This window comes from Streptomyces sp. NPDC016851 (assembly GCF_055562795.1).
The window spans coordinates 54,957-75,727 of sequence record NZ_JBVHEP010000033.1 but is presented as its reverse complement, the minus strand read 5'-3'; the positions used below and the strand labels follow the sequence as shown (position 1 = coordinate 75,727).

Sequence of the window (20,771 nt, the reverse complement as noted above, 5' to 3'; positions counted from 1 at the left end):
AGTCGTGTCAGCGGACGGGCGTGCCGTCCGGGTGCAGCTGCATCTGCTGCCGGCCCGTCACCAGCAGCCAGGCCGGCAGCGAGGCGACGCAGAGCAGGGCGAGGATCTCCGGCGAGTCGATCAGCACCGCGGCGACGAACAGGCTGATCCAGCCCTGCCGGGTGATGGCCAGCAGCATCCCGAGCACACCGGCGGACACCCCCACCGACGGGTGCACCCCGGACACCAGGGCGTGCGCGCACAGCCCGAGGGCCGTGCCGGCGAACACGGCCGGGAAGATGCGCCCCCCGCGGAACCCGCAGGACGCGGCGACGAGCAGCGCGGCCAGCTTCACCACCGTCATGACGGCGAACTCCCCGGCCGACCAGCCGTCCGGGTCGTGCGCCAGCTCCGCGACCTCGTGGAGCCCCTTGAACAGCGTCAGGTGGCCGCCCAGGGCCGCGAGAGCGCCCAGCACGGCCCCGCCCGCCGGGAGCATCAGCATCGGGTGCCGCAGCCGGCGGAAGGCACCGTGGACGTACGGGAACGCGCGCACGGCGCACATGCCGAGCAGCGCGCCCGCCGCGGCGACCACGACGGCCGCCAGCAGGTCAGCCCAGCCCGGCCGGCCGAAGGACGGCAGGTCCAGGTCGAAGCTCGGGCGGTCGATCAGCGTGGCGGTCAGGGCACCGGCCGCGGCGGCGGTCAGCGGCGCGAAGAGGTTGTCCCAGAGCAGGCCGCGCGTCTCCTGCCGGGACAGCACCTCGGAGATCACCAGGGCGGCCGCCACGGGCGTGCCGAACAGCGCGCCGATCGTCGCCGCCTCCGCCAGGGCCGGCCAGATCCGGCCCGGCGCGCGGGGGATCGCCCGGCCGCCCAGCCAGACCGCCAGGCCGACGTTCACGGCGATGATCGGGTTCTCGGGGCCCAGGCTCGGCCCGCCGGCCAGCGTCAGCGCGGTCGCCAGCAGCAGCCCCGGCAGCACGACGGGCGGCAGGACCGGCGCGTCCAGCCCCACGGTCGCTGGATCCGGGCCCGCGTGCCCGGGCACCTTCCACACCACCAGCCCGACGGCGACACCGGTCGCGACGAGCATCACGAACATCCACGCCACGGAGTACCGGCCGATGCCCAGGGCGTCCGGCACGGTCTCCCACAGCACGCCCTGGAGTTCCTCGGCGGCGACCTCCACCCCCACCAGGAGCAGGCTGGACATCACACCGACGGCCACCGCGGGCAGGACCGACGGCAGCAGCACGCGCGCGGGGGTCGACGGAGTGACGGAAGGCGCCTGCTGCTCGGTGTCGACCACGGGCACACGATAAAGGGGTCAAACGTCACAAACCGGAAACGCGCGGGGGCGGGGGCCTCACTCCCTGGCCAGGACCACCGCCGTGCCGTACGCGCACACCTCGGTGCCCACGTCCGCCGCCTCCGTCACGTCGAAGCGGAACGCGAGCACACCGTTGGCTCCACGCGCGCGTGCCTGTTCGACGAGTCGCTCCATGGCCTGGTTGCGGGTCTGCACGAGCGTCTTGGTGAGCCCGCGCAGCTCGCCGCCGACCATCGACTTCAGCCCGGCGCCGATCTGGCTCCCCAGGTGCCGGGAGCGCACGGTCAGTCCGAAGACCTCGCCGAGCACCTCCTGCACACGGTGGCCGGGTACGTCGTTCGTGGTGACGACGAGGACGTCGGGCCGAGGGCCCTGTCCGCCGCCGTATTCATCGATGCCCATGGTTCACAGCTTTGACCGGGACCGCGCACAGTGCATCCTGAGTACGCCCATGGAACCTGGGTCCTGACGGCTGCGTTGATACTTTGAAGCAGTCAGCCCCCAGCCCGTACCCACAGCAGCAGGAGCCACATCCCCGTGACCACGCTTGCGCTCGGCCCCGAGTGGCTCAGCCCGGACTACCTGATCTCGACGTTCAGCCTGCCGGGCATCCTGCTCATCGTCTTCGCGGAGTCGGGTCTCTTCGCGTTCCTGCCCGGCGACTCCCTGCTGTTCACGGCGGGCCTCTTCGTCGCCGAGGGCACGTACATCACCCAGCCCCTGTGGCTGGTCTGCACGCTGATCGTGATCGCCGCCGTCGTCGGCGACCAAGTGGGCTACATGATCGGCAAGTTCCTGGGCCCGAAGCTCTTCAACAGGCCGAACTCCAAGCTCTTCAAGCAGGAGAACCTGGACAAGGCCCACGAGTTCATGGAGAAGTACGGCCCCAAGGCGATCGTCCTGGCCCGCTTCGTCCCGATCGTGCGCACCTTCGCCCCCATCGTGGCCGGCGCCGGCCGCATGAAGTACCGCACGTTCGTCACGTACAACGTCATCGGCGGCATCGCCTGGGGCACCGGCGTCACCCTCGCGGGGTACTGGCTGGGCCAGATCGACTTCATCAAGAAGAACGTCGAGTCGATCCTCATCCTGATCGTCCTGCTCTCCGTCGTCCCGATCGTCATCGAGTACCTCCGCGACCGCTCCAAGAAGAAGCGCGCCGCCGCCGAGGCCCCGGCCGCCCAGCCCCATCCCCCCGTCATGGACGACGCGACGACCCAGCTCCGCCGCATCACCCCGGACGACCAGCCCCACCAGCAGCCGCAGCAGCCCCCGTACGGCAGCCCGAACGGTTACAACGACCAGCAGTACTACGGCCAGTACCCCCAGGCCCCGGGCTACGGCCAGCAGCAGCCCTACGGCACCCAGCAGGGCGGGGGCCAGCCCCCGTACAACGGGGGTTACTGACAGACGACTCGCGGCCGCCAACGGACAGGAAGCCCGAGCACAGGCAGAGGCGCTAGAAACCCCTGGTCCGCTTGGCGGCCCGCCGCTTCTCGGCAGACCCGATCCGCAGGAATAGCCGCGAGATTTCCGTTCCCAGGTTCACTCCGATCGCGATGGCCATCGCCAGCGCCACGGCCTTCGACAGCCACACCAGCCCCGCGTCGACATTGTTCTGCGAGATCGACAACAGCCCGAAGTACGACGCGGAACCGGGCAGCAGGGGCCCGATGGCCGCCGTCGTGTACGGGAGCGCCGACGCGAACCGGTACCGGGACAGCAACTGCCCGAACAGCCCCACCAGCCCCGCCGCAACCGCCGTCGAGGCAACCGGCGAGAATTCGCCCGTGTAGTGCATCGCGCCGTACACCGACCACGCGACACCGCCGTTCAACGTCACCGCCAGCACGGTGGATCGTTCCTGCTGAAGCAGTATCGCGAAGGCCAGGGACAACAGCATCGACGCGCCGATCTGCAACAGCGGCCGTGGATCGGTACTCAGAGCCGCCTCGGGGGTGAGGCGGGCGCCCAACTGGACGCCGACGTAGAGCATCACCAGCACTCCGACGACGATGCCCACGAAGAAGTACATGACTTCCAGCAGCCGTGCGGACGCCGTGATGTAGTAGCCGGTCAGACCGTCCTGCACGCCCGCCACCAACGCCCGCCCGGGCAGCAGCGCGAACAGCCCACCAGTGATCACCGCGGACGCCTCGACATCCACGTGCGCCAGCGCCAGCGCGATCCCGATCGCGGCCGGAGGCGTCGCGGCGACCGTGAACTGGTAGAACTCCGGCAGCCCGCGCCCCGCGCACAGCCAAGCCAGCCGGTCGCCGAGCATCGCGCCCAGCACGGCCGCGAAGAAGACGATCAGGTCACCACCGACCAGCACCGATGCCGAGCCCGCCAGCAGCCCGCTTGCGGCGGTCAGTACCCAGCCGGGATAGGGGTGCCGGTTGCGGCGGATCTCGGCGAGTCGCCCGTAGGCCTCCTCCAGGGAGATCTGCGCCTCCGGGTCGCTGAGGTCGTCCACCAGCTGGTACACGGCCGCCAGACGCGTGTAGTCGGTGCCCCGGCGGCGTACCGTCCGGGACGCCGTCACGGGGTCGTCGACCAGGGACGGCTGGTGGGAGATCGACAGCAGGGTGAAGGTGACGTTCGGCTCGCAGCGGTCCAGGCCGTAGGACCGGCAGACGGCGAACATCGCCGCCTCCACGTCCTCGGCGCCCTCGCCGCCCGCCAGCAGCAGTTCACCGATACGCAGCGTCAGGTCGAGCACACGCGGAACAGCCGGACCCTCGTCCTCCTCCGCCTTGTGCGCGGGCTCCGGCGCGGGCCGCTCGGCCACCGGCATCCGCAGCATCGTGCGCATCCGGTCCTGCCAGGGCACGTCCTTGGTCAGACTGATCACGGGGATGCCGGTCGGCGGCGTGAAGGCGGGCGGGGCGTTTTTGGCGCTGTAGGTCCTCGGCGGGTTGAACGCCGAACCCTCCGGCTCCGCCGCGGGCGCCTGCGGGACGTCGAGTCCCTTGGGGAAGACGAACTCGGACGTCGTCTCCGACTCCGTACCGGTCGTTCGGGGCACGGCCAGCCCCTCCGGGATCGCGAACTCCGACGTCGTCGACATGTCCCCGTCGACGGCGGCCCCGGCCGGAGGCATGAAGGCGCTCCTCGCCTCGTCCGACTTCGGCTTGCGGTCCTCCGCGTCCGTCACTGCCTGGCGCTCCCTGTACGACACGTAAGCCTCAGTACCCCCAGCCTCAGTATGCGCACATACAGGCGAACGGGCCGCACGCGCAGGCGTACGGCCCGTGAGCATCAGAAGGGGTCAGTGACCGCCCTGCTCCTTGAAGCGCTTGTAGGACCGCTCGATCTCGGCCTCGGCGTCCGTCCGGCCCACCCAGTTGGCGCCCTCGACCGACTTGCCGGGCTCCAGGTCCTTGTAGACCTCGAAGAAGTGCTGGATCTCCAGACGGTCGAACTCCGACACGTGGTGGATGTCCCGCAGGTGCTCCACACGCGGGTCGTGCGCCGGAACGCACAGCAGCTTGTCGTCGCCGCCGGCCTCGTCCGTCATCCGGAACATGCCGATCGCACGGCACTGGATGAGGCAGCCGGGGAACGTCGGCTCGTCCAGGATGACCAGCGCGTCCAGCGGGTCGCCGTCCTCGCCGAGGGTGTTCTCGACGAAGCCGTAGTCGGCCGGGTAGCTGGTCGAGGTGAAGAGGCGCCGGTCCAGGCGGATCCGACCGGTCTCGTGGTCCACCTCGTACTTGTTGCGCGAACCCTTCGGAATCTCGATCGTGACGTCGAACTCCACCGGTGGCTCCTCCATGATCAACACATAGTTCTGGTGGTTAAGTGTCCCTCACGCAGGTGTGTGATCGCGAAAGGGGCTGGTGGTCGTGCCGGAGCTGCGTCCTTGGCGGGCCGCGAGGCCGCACGTGGTGCGGATCTCGAAGGCCCTGCGACCGCGCCTGGCCAGGGCCGCCGCGGCCGCGAAACCACGGGTCGCGCGGCTCGTCCGAGCCGGGAAACCGCAGGTCGCGCGGGTCACGCCGAAGACCTGGCAGTACACCGCGGGCGCCGCCACCGCCGGCCTCGCACTGGCCGCCGGTGTGGTGACCGCCGCCGGCCCCTGGGACTCCTCGGGTCAGCGTACGGCCGAGCGGGACCGCGCCGCGGCCCTGGGCCGCGCGGGTGGCACAGATCACGGCCGGGCCCCCGGCGCGCCCGCGCAGCTCCGGCCGGCCCCCAGCGCCGGACCCGTGCTGACCGGCCTCGGAGGCGTCAGCACCGTGAAGTCCGCCCCGGACGGCAAGGCCCTTACGAAGACCCTCACGCCCCTGCTGAAGGACCCGGCGCTCGGCCCCCGGCCGGCGGCGGCCGTCGTGGACGTCACGACCGGCAGGCGCCTGTACGGCACGAACCCGGACGCCGCGCTCACCCCGGCCTCCACGACGAAGATCGCCACGGCGGTCGCCGCGCTGTCCGCGATGGGCGCCGACCACCGCCTCACCACCCGCGCCGCACTGGAACCCGACACGAACGAAGTGGTCCTGGTCGGCGGCGGCGACCCCACCCTCACGGCCCGCGAGGCCTCCGACGGCTCGGCGAGCCTGCGCACCCTGGCCGACCGGACGGCCGCGGCCCTGGCCCAGCGCGGCGTCCGCGACGTGACGCTCTCCTACGACACGACCCGCTACGCGGGCAGCCAGAAACACCCGATCGGGGTCAACCCCAATCTCGCCCCCGTCAGCCCCCTGATGGTGGACGAGGGCCGTACGGACGACTCGACCAGCGGCCCGATGACCCGCGTGACCGACCCGGCCGCGGACGCGGCCCGCCGCTTCGGGGACCTCCTGAAGTCCCGCGGCATCAAGACCACGGCCCCCGGCCCGTCGAAGGCCACGGCCCGCGCGAAGACCCTGGCCACGCAGTCCTCGCCCCCGCTCTCGGCCCTCGTCGAACGCATGCTCACCAACAGCGACAACGACATCGCCGAGGCCCTCGCCCGCCAGACGGCGATCGCCACCGGCCACCGGGCCGACTTCGCCGGGGCCGGCCGCGCGATCGACGCCCGGCTCCGCAAGCTCGGCCTGCCCCTCAAGGGCGCCGCCTTCAAGGACGGCAGCGGCCTGGACCGCGGCGGCAGACTGACGGCCGGCCTCCTCACCGCCCTCCTGGCCAAGGCGGCCGACCCCGCCCACCCCGAACTCCGCCCGGCCCTCACCGGCCTCCCCGTGGCCGGATTCACCGGCACCCTGACCGCCCGCTACGCGGACGGCGCAGCCGGCGTCGTCCGCGCCAAGACAGGCACCCTGACCGGCGTGAACACCCTCGCGGGCACGGTCGTCGACCAGGACGGCCGCCTGCTGGCCTTCTCCTTCATGGCCAACGACACGACCAACCCGGCAGCGGCCCAGAAGGCCCTGGACAAGGCGGCAACGACCCTGGCGGCCTGCGGCTGCCGGTAGGCACTCGCTACGGCCGTGGGGGATCACCTTGCCTGGCCGCCGGCAGCCGAACCGCCTGGCCGTGGGCGGTCGGTCTGCCTGGCCGTCGGCAGTCGAACCGCCTGGCCGTGGGCAGTCGTTCCGCTGGGGCGGAACGGGTGGGCACGGCCGACAACACCGAGTACCGGCCAAGACACCCCAGCCCCTGCCGACCCCACACGCCGGCCACAACCCCGAGCACCCGAGAAACGAACCCGGCGACCCCCGACCCTCGCCGCCCTGCCCCAGCGGCCAGCGCTCACGTACGGTTGACGCATGACGAGCATCGGTGGTGCTTCAACCGGCATGGTCGACTGGAACCTCGCGGTCGCGACCGCGACCCGGCTCGTACGGCCGGGCCCCGACGTCAGTCGCGACGAGGCCCGGGCCGTCGTCGCGGAGCTGCGCCGGCATGCCAAGGCCTCGGAGGGACACGTCCGGGGCTTCACTCGTCTGGGCACGGAGGAGGGCCACGACACCCCCGTCCTGGTCGTCGACCGCCCGGGCTGGATCCGGGCGAACGTCGCCGGCTTCCGGGAACTGCTGAAGCCCCTGCTCGACAAGATGCAGGACCGGCGCGGCAACACCCCCGGCGGCGCGGTCATGAGCGCCGTGGGCGGCAAGGTCACCGGCGTGGAGCTGGGCATGCTCCTGTCCTTCCTGGCCTCCCGCGTCCTCGGCCAGTACGAGACCTTCGCCCCGGCCACGCGCCAGCTCCCGGCCGGTGAGAACGGCGGCGGCCGGCTCCTGCTCGTCGCCCCGAACATCGTGCACGTGGAGCGCGAACTCGACGTCGACCCGCACGACTTCAGGCTCTGGGTGTGCCTGCACGAGGAGACGCACCGCACGCAGTTCACGGCGGTGCCCTGGCTGCGCGACCACCTCGAGGGCGAGATCCAGTCCTTCCTGGGCGAGACGGACGTCGACCCCATGACCGTCCTGGAGCGGGTGCGGGAGGCCGCCCAGAGCCTCGCCGGGGGCCGTCCCGAGGCCGAGGAGGACGACGGCGGCCGCTCCCTCGTCGAGATCGTGCAGACGCCCGCCCAGCGCGAGATCCTCGGCCGCCTCACGGCCGTGATGTCCCTGCTGGAGGGCCACGCCGACTTCGTGATGGACGGCGTCGGACCGGACGTCGTACCGAGCGTCGGGGAGATCCGCGAGAAGTTCCAGCAGCGCCGCGCCAAGGGCGCCTCCCGCCTGGACCTGGCCCTGCGCAAGCTGCTCGGCCTGGACGCCAAGCTCCGCCAGTACCGGGACGGCGAACGCTTCGTACGGGCCGTCGTCGACGAGGTCGGCATGGACGGCTTCAACCGCGTGTGGACCTCGCCCAACACCCTCCCCACCAAGACGGAGATCGCCAAACCGGCGGACTGGATCGCGCGGGTGCACCGCAGGACCGAGTAGTGAACACGGTGGGAAGGTCGTGAAAGGAAACGGGCCGACGGCAGGCGAACGCCCCTCCAATCACCCGTCCGAGGGACCGTGAGCCAGGGGTAGGCGTGCAATGCTCGGGGAACGGCCCGGTTCTGTCACCATCTACACACTCTGCGTGACCGACACTCGGGTTCACCCCCCGAAAACTTCATGAAGGGAACCGGACATGGGTCCCCATCCTGCGGTCGCGGCGATACGCCTGGCGGTCCGCCGCGTCCTCCACGACCTCCTCACCGAACACCGCACCACCGCCGCACTCCCGCATGCCCTCTCGCACGAGCCGCCGCCCCCGCCGCTCGTGCTCGTGGCATGCTCCGGCGGCGCCGACTCCATGGCCCTCGCCTCCGCCCTCGCCTTCGAGTCCCCCAAGCTCGGCATCAGAGCGGGCGGCGTGACCGTCGACCACGGCCTGCAGCCCGGCTCCGACGCACGGGCCGCGGAAGTCGTCCTGCGCCTGCGCGAACTCGGCCTGGACCCGGTCGACTCCGTCGCCGTGACCGTCGGCCGCGCGGGTGGACCCGAAGCCGCCGCCCGCGACGCCCGCTACGCCGCACTCGACACCGCCGCCGAACGCCACGGCGCCGCCGCGGTCCTGCTCGGCCACACCCGGGACGACCAGGCCGAAACCGTCCTGCTGGGCCTCGCCCGGGGCTCCGGCATCCGTTCCCTGTCCGGAATGGCCGCGGTCTCGGGGGCCGGCGGCCGTTACCGGCGGCCCTTCCTGGAACTCGACCGGCAGACCGCCCGCAAGGCCTGCATGGTCCAGTCCCTGCCCGTCTGGGACGACCCCCACAACGCCGACCCGGCCTACACCCGCTCCCGGCTGCGCCACGAGGGCCTGCCCGCCCTGGAGAAGGCCCTCGGCAAGGGCGTCGTCGAGGCCCTCGCCCGTACGGCCCAGCTCTCCCGCGACGACGCCGACGCCCTCGACTCCTGGGCCACCCAGGCCGAGGCCACCGTCCGCGACGCCGCCGGGCAGCTGGAGTGCGCGAAGCTCTACGCCCTGCCGCCCGCCGTACGCCGCCGAGTGCTGCGCCGGGCCGCCATCGCAGCCGGTGCCCCGGCCGGTTCGCTGTTCGCCCGGCACCTCGAGGAAGTCGACCGGTTGATCACCGGCTGGCGCGGTCAGGGTGCCATCAACCTCCCCGGCAAGGTCGTGGCCCGGCGGCAGGGTGGCAGACTGGTGATTCGGCAAGGCTGAATCACGTCCCCTCCGAGCACTCGGTGGAGGGGCCGCTCAGTCAGGGACGACCGAAAGTGATGCGGGTGGACGCGAAAGACATGGGTGCCGACCTTCAGCAGGTACTCATCACCAAGGAAGAGATCGACGCCAAGCTGGCCGAACTGGCCGCGAAGATCGACGCGGAGTACGCGGGCAAGGACCTGCTGATCGTCGGCGTCCTCAAGGGCGCGGTGATGGTCATGGCCGATCTCGCCCGGGCGCTGTCCACCCCCCTCACCATGGACTGGATGGCCGTATCCTCGTACGGGGCGGGCACCCAGTCCTCCGGTGTGGTGCGGATCCTCAAGGACCTCGACACCGACATCAAGGGCAAGCACGTCCTCATCGTCGAGGACATCATCGACTCCGGCCTGACCCTGTCCTGGCTGATCTCCAACCTCGGCTCGCGCGAGCCCGCCTCCCTCAAGGTGTGCACGCTGCTGCGCAAGCCCGAGGCCGCGAAGGTCGCCATCGACGTGGAATGGGTCGGGTTCGACATCCCCAACGAATTCGTCGTCGGATACGGGCTCGACTACGCCGAGAAGTACCGCAACCTCCCGTTCGTCGGTACGCTCGCGCCCCACGTGTACGGCGGCTGACATTCCGGCCGGGGTGCCGTACCGGTGATCGGGAACCCCAGCGGGCTTCCCGCCGTTGGAGCATGCGTAGACGGATCGCCAGTCGTCCCACGCGGCTTCAGGTGACAATGCTGGGGTACCGTCCGAAGAACAGCCTTTATCAAACTCACTATGGCAGGAGGGACGGGGCGGCACCGCTCCGTATGGATGGACGTGAAGCGATACTTCCGTGGGCCGGTCATGTGGATCGTGCTGGCCGTCCTTGCCGTGGTCGTGTTGATGCAGGTCGTCGGCTCGTCCGGCGGCTACAAGACGGTGGACACCGGCCAGGTCGTCCAGGCGATCAATGACAACAAGGTCGAGTCGGCCAAGCTGACCACCGGCGACGAGCAGATCATCAAGGCCTCGCTCAAGGACGGCGTAAAGATCGAGGGCAGCTCGAAGATCCAGGCGAGCTACATCGGCGACCAGGGCGTGACGATTGCCAACACGCTCCAGGCGAAGTTCCAGGACAAGCAGATCCCGGACGGCTACACCGTCTCGCCGTCCAAGCAGAACCCGTTCGTCGGGATCCTGCTCTCGCTGCTCCCCTTCGTCCTCATCGTCGTCGTCTTCCTGTTCCTGATGAATCAGATGCAGGGCGGCGGCTCCCGAGTCATGAACTTCGGGAAGTCCAAGGCGAAGCTCATCACCAAGGACACCCCCAAGACGACGTTCTCGGACGTCGCCGGTTCGGACGAGGCCGTCGAGGAGCTCCACGAGATCAAGGAGTTCCTCCAGGAGCCGGCCAAGTTCCAGGCCGTCGGCGCCAAGATTCCCAAGGGCGTACTGCTGTACGGCCCGCCCGGTACCGGCAAGACCCTGCTCGCGCGTGCCGTCGCGGGCGAGGCCGGCGTGCCGTTCTACTCGATCTCCGGTTCCGACTTCGTCGAGATGTTCGTCGGTGTCGGTGCCTCCCGAGTCCGTGACCTGTTCGAGCAGGCCAAGGCGAACGCCCCGGCGATCGTCTTCGTCGACGAGATCGACGCGGTCGGCCGCCACCGCGGCGCCGGCCTCGGCGGTGGTCACGACGAGCGCGAACAGACCCTGAACCAGCTGCTCGTCGAGATGGACGGCTTCGACGTCAAGGGCGGCGTGATCCTCATCGCCGCGACGAACCGGCCCGACATCCTCGACCCGGCGCTGCTGCGCCCCGGCCGCTTCGACCGGCAGATCGCCGTCGACCGCCCGGACATGCAGGGCCGTCTGGAGATCCTCAAGGTTCACCAGAAGGGCAAGCCGGTCGCGCCCGACGTCGACCTGTCGGCCATGGCCCGCCGTACGCCCGGTATGACGGGTGCCGATCTGGCCAACGTGCTGAACGAGGCCGCCCTGCTGACGGCCCGCAGCGACAAGAAGCTGATCGACAACCACATGCTGGACGAGGCGATCGACCGTGTGGTGGCGGGCCCGCAGAAGCGGACCCGGATCATGTCGGACAAGGAGAAGAAGATCACCGCGTACCACGAGGGCGGTCACGCCCTGGTCGCGGCGGCCTCGCCGAACTCCGATCCCGTCCACAAGATCACGATCCTGTCGAGAGGCCGCGCCCTCGGCTACACGATGGTGCTGCCGGACGAGGACAAGTACTCGACCACGCGCAACGAGATGCTGGACCAGCTGGCCTACATGCTGGGCGGCCGCGCGGCCGAGGAGCTCGTCTTCCACGACCCGACGACGGGTGCCGCCAACGACATCGAGAAGGCCACGGGCCTGGCCCGGGCGATGGTCACGCAGTACGGCATGACCGAGCGTCTCGGCGCGATCAAGTTCGGTGGCGACAACACCGAGCCCTTCCTCGGACGTGAGATGTCTCACCAGCGCGACTACTCGGAAGAGGTCGCCGCGCTGGTCGACGAAGAGGTCAAGAAGCTCATCGAGACCGCGCACAACGAGGCCTGGGAGATCCTGGTCGAGAACCGCGACGTCCTCGACAACCTCGTACTGCAGCTGTTGGAGAAGGAGACGCTGGGCAAGGAGGAGATCGCCGAGATCTTCGCCCCGATCGTCAAGCGCCCGCCCAGGCCCGCCTGGACCGGCTCCTCCCGCCGCACGCCGTCCACCCGCCCGCCGGTCCTCTCCCCCAAGGAGCTGGCCCTGACGAACGGGGCGAACGGCGCGACGCCGGCCATCACCACCGCGAAGAGCACCGCGGCGGAGCCCGCCCCGGCGCCCGAGCGAGCCCCGGAGGACCGCCCCGAGAGCTGACCCGCTCTCCCGGTGGCCCCACCGGCCCGGAATGGATGCCGCGCCCCCCAGGTTTTAGCCTGGGGGGCGCGGCTTTCTGCCATGTGTGCAGGCCGCCCGGTGATGGACACAGGAACGAGGCACCAGATGACCGACCCCGTGACGCTGGACGGCGAGGGCCAGATCGGCGAGTTCGACGAGAAGCGGGCCGAGAACGCCGTACGGGAGCTGCTGATCGCGGTCGGCGAGGACCCTGACCGGGAGGGGCTTCGGGAGACGCCGGCGCGGGTGGCGCGGGCGTACAAGGAGATCTTCGCGGGGCTGTGGCAGAAGCCGGAGGACGTGCTGACGACGACGTTCGACATCGGGCACGACGAGATGGTCCTCGTGAAGGACATTGAGGTGTACTCGACATGCGAACACCATCTGGTGCCGTTCCGGGGCGTCGCCCACGTCGGGTACATCCCCTCCCACAGCGGGAAGATCACCGGGCTGTCCAAGCTGGCCCGGCTCGTGGACGTCTACGCCCGGCGTCCGCAGGTGCAGGAACGACTCACCACGCAGATCGCGGACTCGCTGATGGAGATCCTGGAGCCGCGCGGCGTCATCGTGGTCGTGGAGTGCGAGCACATGTGCATGTCGATGCGCGGGATACGCAAGCCCGGCGCGAAGACACTGACGTCGGCCGTGCGGGGGCAGCTGCGGGACGCGGCGACGCGGAACGAGGCGATGAGCCTCATCATGGCGCGCTGACGCCGGACCTCACACGGTCGGGGCCGCGCCCGTGCCCTCGTGTTCGTCGTCGTCCGGGAGCTTGCAGACGCGCTCCAGGAAGATGGCCGCCGCTATGACGCCGATGCCCGCGAGGACGGAGAAGCCGGCGTAGATGGCCTGGTCGCGGCGGGCGGGGATGTCGAGGGACTCCAGCAGGAAGACGCCGGTGCCGCCGTACATGCCGGCGACGAGGGCGGCGACCAGGGCGCTGGCCTGGCCGAAGACGACCGCGCGGGCCGCCATCATGGGGTCGACGCCCTTGGCGTCGGGCTGCCGCTCGCGCTGGGCCCTCAGCCGGGCGCGCAGCGAGAGCGCCGTGGCCAGCAGGACCACGGCGATCAGGGCCAGGACGATGGGGGCGGCCAGGGGGACGCTGGGGAGCGTGCCGATCGAGTTCCACAGGCGGGCGCCCGCCCAGGACAGGACTCCGGCCACGACGAAGACGCCGACCAGCACCCTGATGCGCAGCTCTTTCACAGTGTCCCTTCGGTTCCCCGGCTCGGGCCCGGTTGTCCAGCCGTCTCGACCTTAACGGCTACTCGGGCAGCCGGAGTTCCAGGTCCGCGCGCGGCGCGACGCCCTCGCGGGTGACGGAGTCCAGCAGACCGGCGACGGGGCCGCGGCCGGGCAGCTGCGCCTCGGGGTCCAGGTCGTGCCAGGGCGCCAGGACGAAGGCGCGCTCGTGGGCACGGGGGTGGGGGAGCGTGAGCTGCGGGTCGTCGGAGACGACATCGGCGTAGGACACGATGTCGACGTCCAGGGTGCGCGGGCCCCAGCGCTCGTCCCGGACGCGGTGGAAGGCCTCCTCGACCGCGTGCGCGCGCTCCAGGAGCGAGGAGGGCGGGAGGGTGGTCTTGAGGACCACGACCGCGTTGAAGTAGGCGGGCTGGCTGCCGGGGTCCACCCCCCAGGGCTCGGTCTCGTAGACCGGGGAGACGGCCTTGATGCGGAGGCCGGGGGTGTCCTCCAGGGCGTCGATGGCGCCCTGGAGGGTCTCCAGGCGGTTGCCGAGGTTGGAGCCGAGGGCGACCACGGCCAGTTTCGGGTTGCTGAGCGTGGTGTCGGCGGCGTCGACCTTCTCGACGACGGAGGCGGGCACCGGCTGTACGGTCGGGTCGCTGGGACCCTTGAGGAAGGGCGCGGTCATACTCGGCTCCGGGTGATCGTGACGGTCACGTCGTCGAAGGGGACGGTGATCGGGGCGTCCGGCTTGTGGACGCAGACCTCGACCTGCCGCACCCCGTCGTGCTTCAGACATACCTGGGCGATGCGCTCGGCGAGCGTCTCGATGAGGTTGACGGGCTCGCCCTGGACGACGGCCACGACCTCCTCGGCCACGATGCCGTAGTGCACGGTCTTCGCCAGGTCGTCGTCGGCCGCGGCCGGCCGGGTGTCCAGGCCGAGGACGAGGTCCACGATGAAGGTCTGGCCCTCCTCGCGTTCCCTGGGGAACACCCCGTGGTGCCCGCGGGCCTTCAGGCCGCGCAGCGCGACACGATCCACGCGAATCACTCCTGCAATCGTCGGTGCCGGCCGGTCCGTGCCGTGTGCGGGCGGCACACCGGCCTCAGTCGAATCTACCTGCGAGCCCGGGCGGGGCCGGGCCTCGGGGGCGTGGGCCCGGACGGGACCCGGCAGGATTCACCCGGCGTTTTCCCTGGGGAACCCGGCGGCTCACGGGTTGGTAGCCGCCCATACCCGCGGGTCCGTGATTCCAACCACTTCCTGGCACGTACCCACTCACGCGGGGGGTTCGTCTTGCTCGTCCTCGTCGTTTTCGGCCAGAACGGGGGAAGCGTGGTGCGACCAGAGTTTCCACCCCGCGGGCGTGCGCCGGAACACGTTCGTGGCGACCACGAGCTGTCCGACGAGCGGGCCGAGCTCCTCGTCGCCCTCGGGGGCGGGGCCGCCGCTGAGGATGTTCTCCGTGCAGGTCACCAGGGCGGTGTCGCCGGTGACGGAGACGTGCACGTCGGTCAGGAAGAACTGGATGTAGTCGGTGTTGGCCATGATCAGCGCGTACGACCTCAGGACCTCGCCGCGTCCGGTGAGCACGGGCCAGCCGGGGTGCACGCAGGAGACCACGCCGCTGTCGGCCGGGTCGTGGTACGTCTCGTCGACGCCCAGGTCGGAGGGGGTCAGCCAGAGCGACGCCAGTTCCTCGAAGTCGCCCTGCTCCAGTGCCTCGTAGAAGGCGGTGTTGGCGGCCTCGACCTGCTCGACGTCGGTGTGCGGGGCGCTCACCGGGTTCCTTCTGCGCCGGTGCGTGCCGCTGTGATGGCGCGGGCGACGCGTACGGCGTCCGCGGTGGCGCGCACCTCGTGCACGCGGACCGCCCACGCGCCGGCGTGCGCCGCGAGCGCGGAGACGGCGGCGGTGGCGGCGTCGCGTTCGCGGGCGGGCGGTGGCGGGCCGTCCGGGCCGGCCAGGACCCGGCCGAGGAAGCGTTTGCGGGAGGCGGCGACGAGCAGCGGGTGGCCGAGGGCGAGGACCCGGTCGAGGCCCGCGAGGAGCGCGAGGTCGTGCTCGGCGTCCTTGGAGAAGCCGAGGCCCGGGTCGACTACGACGCGGTCGGGGGCGATGCCGCCCGCCAGGACGGCCTCCACGCGCGCGTGGAGTTCGTCGACGACCTCGGTGACCACGTCGGCGTACTCGCCGCGCACGTTGCCGCCCTGGAGGAAGCCGCGCCAGTGCATGACGACGAACGGGGCGCCGGCGTCGGCGACGGCCGGGATCATGCGGGGGTCGGCGAGGCCGCCGCTGACGTCGTTGACGAGGGCGGCGCCCGCCGCGAGGGCCCGTTCGGCGACGGAGGCGCGCATGGTGTCGACCGAGACGGTGACGCCCTCGGAGGCCAGGCCGCGGACGACCGGGACGACGCGGCGCAGTTCCTCGGTCTCGTCCACTCGGGTGGCGCCGGGGCGGGTCGACTCGCCGCCGACGTCGACCAGGTCCGCGCCCTCGGTGACGAGGTCGAGGCCGTGTTTGACGGCGGCCGTGGTGTCGAAGAAGCGGCCGCCGTCGGAGAAGGAGTCGGGGGTGACGTTCACGACTCCCATGACCGCGCAGCGGTCCCATTCCGGTAGGCCCGCCACGCGCCCGCGTCCGCTCTGGTTGCTCATATGTTCAGCGTAGGCCCAGGGGACGGCCGTCAGGCGCTGCGGCCCGGCTCTGTCCCGACAGGTCACGCCGCTCTGACGCTCCGTTCCGTCGTCGTGCCGTGGGCGCAGGGGCGGCGGCCGGCCGGGCGACGGCGGCGCAGGAAGCGCGGCAGCGGCAGCGCCAGGTTGACGAAGCCCTCGGCCTGCATGGCGGCGAAGCCGATGCGGGGCAGGTCTGCGGAGGCCCGGTAGACGACGAAGCGGGGCTCCCAGCGCGGCTGGAACTTCGCGTTGAACTTGTACAGCGACTCGATCTGGAACCAGCGGGAGAGGAAGACGAGCAGTCCGCGCCAGGCGCGCAGCACCGGGCCGGCGCCGATCTTCTCGCCGCGGGCCAGCGCCGAGCGGAACATGGCGAAGTTGAGGGAGACGCGCGCGATACCGAGCTTCGGGGCGGCCTGGAGGGCGGCCACGATGAGCAGTTCGTTCATGCCGGGGTCGGCCGAGCGGTCGCGGCGCATGAGGTCGAGGGAGGCGCCGTCGGTGCCCCAGGGCACGAAGTGCAGGATCGCCTTCAGATCGCCGTAGGGGCCGGGGTGGTCGTCCTGCTTGTGGGCGGTGGCGATGAGGCAGTCGCCGTCGGCGGGGTCGCCGACGCGGCCCAGGGCCATGGAGAAGCCGCGCTCGGTGTCGGTGCCGCGCCAGTCGTCGGCGGCGCGCCGGATGCGCTCCAGCTCCGCCTCGCCGACGTCACGGACACGTCGTACCCGGGTCTCGTAACCGGCGCGCTCGATGCGTTTGACCATCTGGCGCACGTTGCGCATCGCGCGGCCGGCGAGGGAGAAATCCGCGACGTCCACCACCGCCTCGTCGCCCAGTTCGAGGGCGTCGAGCCCGGTCTCGCGGGTCCACACCTCGCCGCCGGTCTCGGAGCAGCCCATCACGGCCGGTGTCCAGGAGTGGGCCCTGGCCTCGTCCATGAACCGTTCGATGGCGCCGGGCCAGGCCTCGACGTCGCCGATCGGGTCGCCGCTGGCGAGCATCACGCCGGAGACCACGCGGTACGTCACGGCCGCCTTGCCGCTGGGGGAGAAGACGACGGCCTTGTCGCGGCGCAGCGCGAAGTGGCCGAGGGAGTCGCGGCCGCCGTGCCGCTCCAGCAGGGCGCGCAGCTTGGCCTCGTCCTCCTCGGTGAGGTGTGCGGCCGGGTGTTCGGGGCGGAAGGCCAGGTAGATGGTGGTGACGGCGGTGAGCAGGCCGAGGGCGCCGAGTGAGAAGGCGACGGTCCAGGAGGTGTTGCCCTGGTAGTCGACCGGGCCCTCGAAGCCGAACAGGCCGTAGATGACGTGGGTGATGCGGTCCGCCAGGCTGGGGTCGCCGACCATGCGCTCGGTGTGAACGCTGACGATGAGCAGGCCCAGCAGGAGCGAACCGGCGCTCATGAGTACGAAGTTGGCCAGTGCCCGCCAGCGGCTGCGCGGGTCGGGCAGGGCGTCGAACTGGTCGCGGTGGCGCAGCAGGGGTGCCAGCAGGGCCAGGGAGATCAGCACGCCCACGATCGAGTGCCGGTAGGTGAACTGCGCGACGGCACCGGCCGGCAGCAGGGCCACGGCCGCGCGCCAGGCCCGGCGCTTGCCGCGCTTGAGGCCGTGGGCGAGCAGCAGCAACAGCACGCCGGTGCTGAGGGACAGGGCGGCCGCGAACGGGCCGAGCGCGCCGGGCAGCACCTCGGCGATGGCGTGCATACGGCTGTGCCGGAAGCGCGGGAAGACGCCCGCGGCGATGTCCAAGGCGCCCACCAGGGCGCAGGCTCTGCCGACGAGGAGGGGGACGGCCTCGGGGCGTGGTCCGCGCAGCAGGTGGCGTACACGGCTCGTCCGGCCGGTTCCCGCCGTGGTGTTGCCACGACTCGGAACCTCGCCCGACATTTCCTCATCTGTCCTGACAGACATCGCATCCCGTAGTTCTGCGAGAGACCTTGGATCCGGTGCCGATTCGGGCATCCGGCGACATTGCGCCCTCTAGGACGGTGTCCAGGGGGAAGAGGTTCACTCCCGTCGTCAAAGCCGTTTCAAAGGCAAAGGAAAGTCCGGGACAAGCCCGCGCGAAGGTATGAGCGCGCTGGGCGCCCCGGACGGGAAGCGCGGACAGGTAACCATCGATGGGTCTGGGTCTCACGAGCAACAAAGTGCTGGTGCTGGCGGTGCTGTCCGCCGTGCTGCTGTTCGCCGGCACGGTCTGGCTGTGGCCACGCCTGGCCCGGCGGAGCCTGCGGGCCGTGGGCGGGCGGGTCGGCCTGCTGCTCGCCACGCAGGTGGCGCTGTTCGCCGCGGTGGGGCTCGCCGCCAACCAGTCCTTCGGTTTCTACGCGAGCTGGGCGGACCTGTTCGGGCAGGAGAAGGACCAGGGCGTGGTCGTCGACCACACGCCGGACGGCAGCCCGTTGCGGGTGGTCGACTCGCGCCGGGTGCCGGGCGCGGCCGGGGTGAGCGCCCGGGCGGGCGGCCGGATCCAGCAGATCGACATCGTGGGCCAAACGACCCACATCGCCACGCCCGCGTACGTCTATCTGCCGCCGGAGTACTTCCAGCCGCGGTACCGGACCCGTACGTTCCCCGCGGCCGTCGTGCTGACCGGCTATCCGGGCACGGCGTCGGCGCTGGTGGAGAAGCTCCACTACCCGCGCACGGCACTGGAACTGGCCCGGGCGGGCCGGATGCGGCCGATGATCCTCGTGATGCTGCGGCCGACGGTGGCGCCGCCCCGGGACACGGAGTGCGTGGACGTCCCGGGCGGTCCGCAGACCGAGTCGTTCTTCGCCAGGGATCTGCCCGACGCGTTGCGCACGCACTACCGGGTCGCCGAAAAGCCGGGCGGTCTGGGCATCATCGGCAACTCGACGGGCGGCTACTGCGCCTTGAAGATCGCCATGCACCATCCCGGTGTGTATGGCGCCGGCGCGGGTTTGTCCGCGTACTACAAGGCGCCGATCGACGCCACCACGGGCGATCTCTTCCAGGGCGACAAGGGGCTCCGGAATCGGGCCGACCTGTGGTGGTACCTCAAGCACAGGCCCGCTCCCGACACTTCACTGCTCGTCACCAGCAGCAGGTCCGGCGAGTCCAACCACAAGGACACGCTGCGGTTCATAGAGCGGGTGCAGGCCACCGGTCGGACGCGGATCTCGTCGATCATCCTGGACAGCGGCGGGCACAACTTCAACACATGGCGGCGCGAGATTCCGGCGACGCTGGAGTGGATCGGCGAGCGGCTGAACGGGCGCTGAAAACGATCTTGGGAATTGAAAGAAGGGCCGATTCCGGTTCTTCCCGGGTAACGATGCCGTGTGAACGCTTCGCATGGCTTTGTTTTTGCGGGGTGGCTCACCAAGATTCGCCTACGCGCGGTAAGTTTCTGGCCATGCCACGTGGACGTCACCGCCATTCCCCGCCCTTGCACAGGCTGCTGCCCCCGTCGGCGATCGCAGGCGTCTCCCTCGTCTGCGCCCTGGGGCCGTGGGTGTTCACGGAGCCGACGGTGCTCCGTGGTCTGGCCGCGGCCGCCGCGGCGACGGCGGTCGTCGGCGCGGTCGTGCTCCGCCGCTGGGACATCCAGGCGGGCAAACGCGTCGCCGACCTCACGCGCGCGCGGGCGAGCGACGAGTGGCGCTTCGAGGAGCGGGTGGCCGAACTGGAGGCCGACCTCGAGGAGTCCCGCGAGCTGCGCGCCAAGCTGGAGCAGCGGCTGCGCGCCAAGCGCACCGAACTGGCCGGGCTGCGCAACGAGCACGCCTCTCTGCTGCGCCGGTACGCCACCGCCGAGACCGAGCGGGCGAGCGTCCTGGAGGAACGCCGCGTGCTCGAGATCGAGGCGACGGCTCCGGTACGGGCCGCGCTGCCCGCGGGGGCCGTCCAGGCGGCGGACGCTCCGGCGGAGGCGGACGAGGCCGCTGGCACCACCGGGACCGAGAGCCTCGCCGTCGACGAGCAGACGGCGATCCCCGCCGTGTTCTCGCCGGAGGGCTCCCGGCTGTTCCTGCGGGCCGCGGCGGCGCTCGCCCGGCTCGACAGCGACTCCGCCCCGGACCCGGACGGGGGCGGCGACGGCGACGGCACCCCGAAGGGCGACGACGCGGAGCCCGCGGGCGACGACCGGAAGGACGACCAGCGGGAGCAGGCGGAGGACGCCGAGGAGGACCAGCCGCAGGGACAGTCCGAGGCGGTCGCCGGGCACGAGCGGGCGACCGCCGGCACCTCCACGGCGGCGGGCACCTCCACGGCGGCCGACACCTCCACCGCGGCCGGGACCTCCACGGCCCCCGAGGCCGAGCGCCCTGTGCAGCCTGCCTCTTCGGGGCACTACACCGTGCCGACAGCCGTGGCCGTGGCACCGCAGACGCCGGTGCGGCGCCCCCTGTCCGAAGGCGGGTTCGACTTCTTCGGTACCAAGCAGGAGACGTCACGGGCCGCCCTGGAGGCCGTGCAGAACGAGGACCTGGCCGATGTCGTCGGCCAGGAGGCCCTCGCGCTGCACAAGGCCGAGGCGGAGGCCGGGTACAAGCCCGCGGACGAGGAGTCGCGCGGGATCGGCCAGGTCATCGACCTGACGGCGCATGACGAGACGGAGCAGATCGATGTGCAGGGGCTGCGGAGCGCGGTTTCCTGACACAGCACTTCAGGGAAGGGC

At 71.2% G+C, this 20,771-nt stretch carries 19 protein-coding genes; 9 read left to right on the top strand and 10 right to left on the bottom strand.

All coding sequences use genetic code 11. The features are described from left to right. Positions 1–7: 7 nt before the first annotated feature. Both ACZ3I3_RS36935 and ACZ3I3_RS36930 read right to left on the bottom strand, forming a co-directional pair. Positions 8–1,297, bottom strand: a complete 1,290-nt coding sequence (locus tag ACZ3I3_RS36935; protein WP_467372156.1) for an ion channel protein — start codon at positions 1,295–1,297, stop codon at positions 8–10. A 51-nt stretch (positions 1,298–1,348) separates the two neighbouring features. Continuing rightward, positions 1,349–1,714 carry a YbjQ family protein gene (locus tag ACZ3I3_RS36930; protein ID WP_010044286.1) on the bottom strand — a complete coding sequence of 122 codons (366 nt, stop codon included), beginning with the start codon at positions 1,712–1,714 and terminating at the stop codon, positions 1,349–1,351. A 135-nt stretch (positions 1,715–1,849) separates the two neighbouring features. On the opposite strand from ACZ3I3_RS36930, the gene ACZ3I3_RS36925 reads away from it, so the two are divergent. Next, positions 1,850–2,719 carry a DedA family protein gene (locus ACZ3I3_RS36925; protein WP_467372155.1) on the top strand — a complete coding sequence of 290 codons (870 nt, stop codon included), beginning with the start codon at positions 1,850–1,852 and terminating at the stop codon, positions 2,717–2,719. 52 nt (positions 2,720–2,771) lie between these two features. On the opposite strand, the gene ACZ3I3_RS36920 is transcribed toward ACZ3I3_RS36925, so the two are convergent. Together ACZ3I3_RS36920 and ACZ3I3_RS36915 are read right to left on the bottom strand one after the other, a co-directional pair. Further along, positions 2,772–4,469 (bottom strand): threonine/serine exporter ThrE family protein, encoded by a 1,698-nt coding sequence (locus ACZ3I3_RS36920; RefSeq protein ID WP_397621827.1) that lies wholly within the window; start codon positions 4,467–4,469, stop codon positions 2,772–2,774. A 114-nt stretch (positions 4,470–4,583) separates the two neighbouring features. Continuing rightward, positions 4,584–5,075 carry an inorganic diphosphatase gene (locus ACZ3I3_RS36915; RefSeq protein WP_003991985.1) on the bottom strand — a complete coding sequence of 164 codons (492 nt, stop codon included), beginning with the start codon at positions 5,073–5,075 and terminating at the stop codon, positions 4,584–4,586. 79 nt (positions 5,076–5,154) lie between these two features. Between ACZ3I3_RS36915 and dacB the strand changes: the two genes are divergently transcribed. The 6 genes from dacB (at position 5,155) to folE (ending at position 12,963) form a co-directional block, all read left to right on the top strand. After that, positions 5,155–6,732 carry a D-alanyl-D-alanine carboxypeptidase/D-alanyl-D-alanine endopeptidase gene (gene dacB, locus ACZ3I3_RS36910; protein ID WP_467372154.1) on the top strand — a complete coding sequence of 526 codons (1,578 nt, stop codon included), beginning with the start codon at positions 5,155–5,157 and terminating at the stop codon, positions 6,730–6,732. 294 nt (positions 6,733–7,026) lie between these two features. Beyond that, positions 7,027–8,154 (top strand): zinc-dependent metalloprotease, encoded by a 1,128-nt coding sequence (locus ACZ3I3_RS36905; RefSeq protein WP_467372153.1) that lies wholly within the window; start codon positions 7,027–7,029, stop codon positions 8,152–8,154. Between the two features lie 196 nt (positions 8,155–8,350). Further along, a complete protein-coding gene (gene tilS, locus ACZ3I3_RS36900; RefSeq protein ID WP_467372152.1) occupies positions 8,351–9,385 on the top strand; it encodes a tRNA lysidine(34) synthetase TilS in 1,035 nt (344 codons plus the stop codon). A gap of 59 nt (positions 9,386–9,444) precedes the next feature. Next, on the top strand, positions 9,445–10,005 hold the full coding sequence (hpt, locus tag ACZ3I3_RS36895; RefSeq protein ID WP_020270244.1) for a hypoxanthine phosphoribosyltransferase: 561 nt from the start codon (positions 9,445–9,447) through the stop codon (positions 10,003–10,005). 186 nt (positions 10,006–10,191) lie between these two features. After that, the gene (gene ftsH, locus ACZ3I3_RS36890) at positions 10,192–12,231 is read left to right on the top strand and encodes an ATP-dependent zinc metalloprotease FtsH (RefSeq protein WP_467372185.1); all 2,040 of its coding nucleotides are present in this window, start codon (positions 10,192–10,194) and stop codon (positions 12,229–12,231) included. A gap of 126 nt (positions 12,232–12,357) precedes the next feature. After that, positions 12,358–12,963 (top strand): GTP cyclohydrolase I FolE, encoded by a 606-nt coding sequence (folE, locus tag ACZ3I3_RS36885; RefSeq protein ID WP_467372151.1) that lies wholly within the window; start codon positions 12,358–12,360, stop codon positions 12,961–12,963. A 9-nt stretch (positions 12,964–12,972) separates the two neighbouring features. Here the strand turns inward: folE and ACZ3I3_RS36880 are convergent, their stop codons facing one another. From ACZ3I3_RS36880 to ACZ3I3_RS36855, 6 genes are all read right to left on the bottom strand, one after another. Next, the gene (locus ACZ3I3_RS36880; RefSeq protein WP_356922554.1) at positions 12,973–13,461 is read right to left on the bottom strand and encodes a DUF3180 domain-containing protein; all 489 of its coding nucleotides are present in this window, start codon (positions 13,459–13,461) and stop codon (positions 12,973–12,975) included. A 58-nt stretch (positions 13,462–13,519) separates the two neighbouring features. Then, entirely contained in the window at positions 13,520–14,131 is a 612-nt protein-coding gene (folK, locus tag ACZ3I3_RS36875; RefSeq protein WP_467372150.1) for a 2-amino-4-hydroxy-6-hydroxymethyldihydropteridine diphosphokinase, read from the bottom strand. Further along, complete coding sequence (gene folB / locus ACZ3I3_RS36870) at positions 14,128–14,487, bottom strand: dihydroneopterin aldolase (protein WP_010044305.1); 360 nt, start codon at positions 14,485–14,487, stop codon at positions 14,128–14,130. Before folB ends, folK begins: the two co-directional genes overlap by 4 nt. A gap of 237 nt (positions 14,488–14,724) precedes the next feature. Next, positions 14,725–15,228, bottom strand: coding sequence for a nuclear transport factor 2 family protein (locus ACZ3I3_RS36865; protein WP_467372149.1), 504 nt, complete (start codon positions 15,226–15,228; stop codon positions 14,725–14,727). Further along, positions 15,225–16,106 carry a dihydropteroate synthase gene (gene folP / locus ACZ3I3_RS36860; protein ID WP_467372148.1) on the bottom strand — a complete coding sequence of 294 codons (882 nt, stop codon included), beginning with the start codon at positions 16,104–16,106 and terminating at the stop codon, positions 15,225–15,227. Before folP ends, ACZ3I3_RS36865 begins: the two co-directional genes overlap by 4 nt. A gap of 62 nt (positions 16,107–16,168) precedes the next feature. Beyond that, complete coding sequence (locus ACZ3I3_RS36855; RefSeq protein ID WP_467372147.1) at positions 16,169–18,013, bottom strand: phosphatidylglycerol lysyltransferase domain-containing protein; 1,845 nt, start codon at positions 18,011–18,013, stop codon at positions 16,169–16,171. A gap of 239 nt (positions 18,014–18,252) precedes the next feature. On the opposite strand from ACZ3I3_RS36855, the gene ACZ3I3_RS36850 reads away from it, so the two are divergent. Then, positions 18,253–19,371, top strand: coding sequence for an alpha/beta hydrolase (locus tag ACZ3I3_RS36850; protein ID WP_467372184.1), 1,119 nt, complete (start codon positions 18,253–18,255; stop codon positions 19,369–19,371). A 134-nt stretch (positions 19,372–19,505) separates the two neighbouring features. Next, positions 19,506–20,750 (top strand): hypothetical protein, encoded by a 1,245-nt coding sequence (locus ACZ3I3_RS36845; protein WP_467372146.1) that lies wholly within the window; start codon positions 19,506–19,508, stop codon positions 20,748–20,750. Positions 20,751–20,771 lie beyond the last annotated feature (21 nt).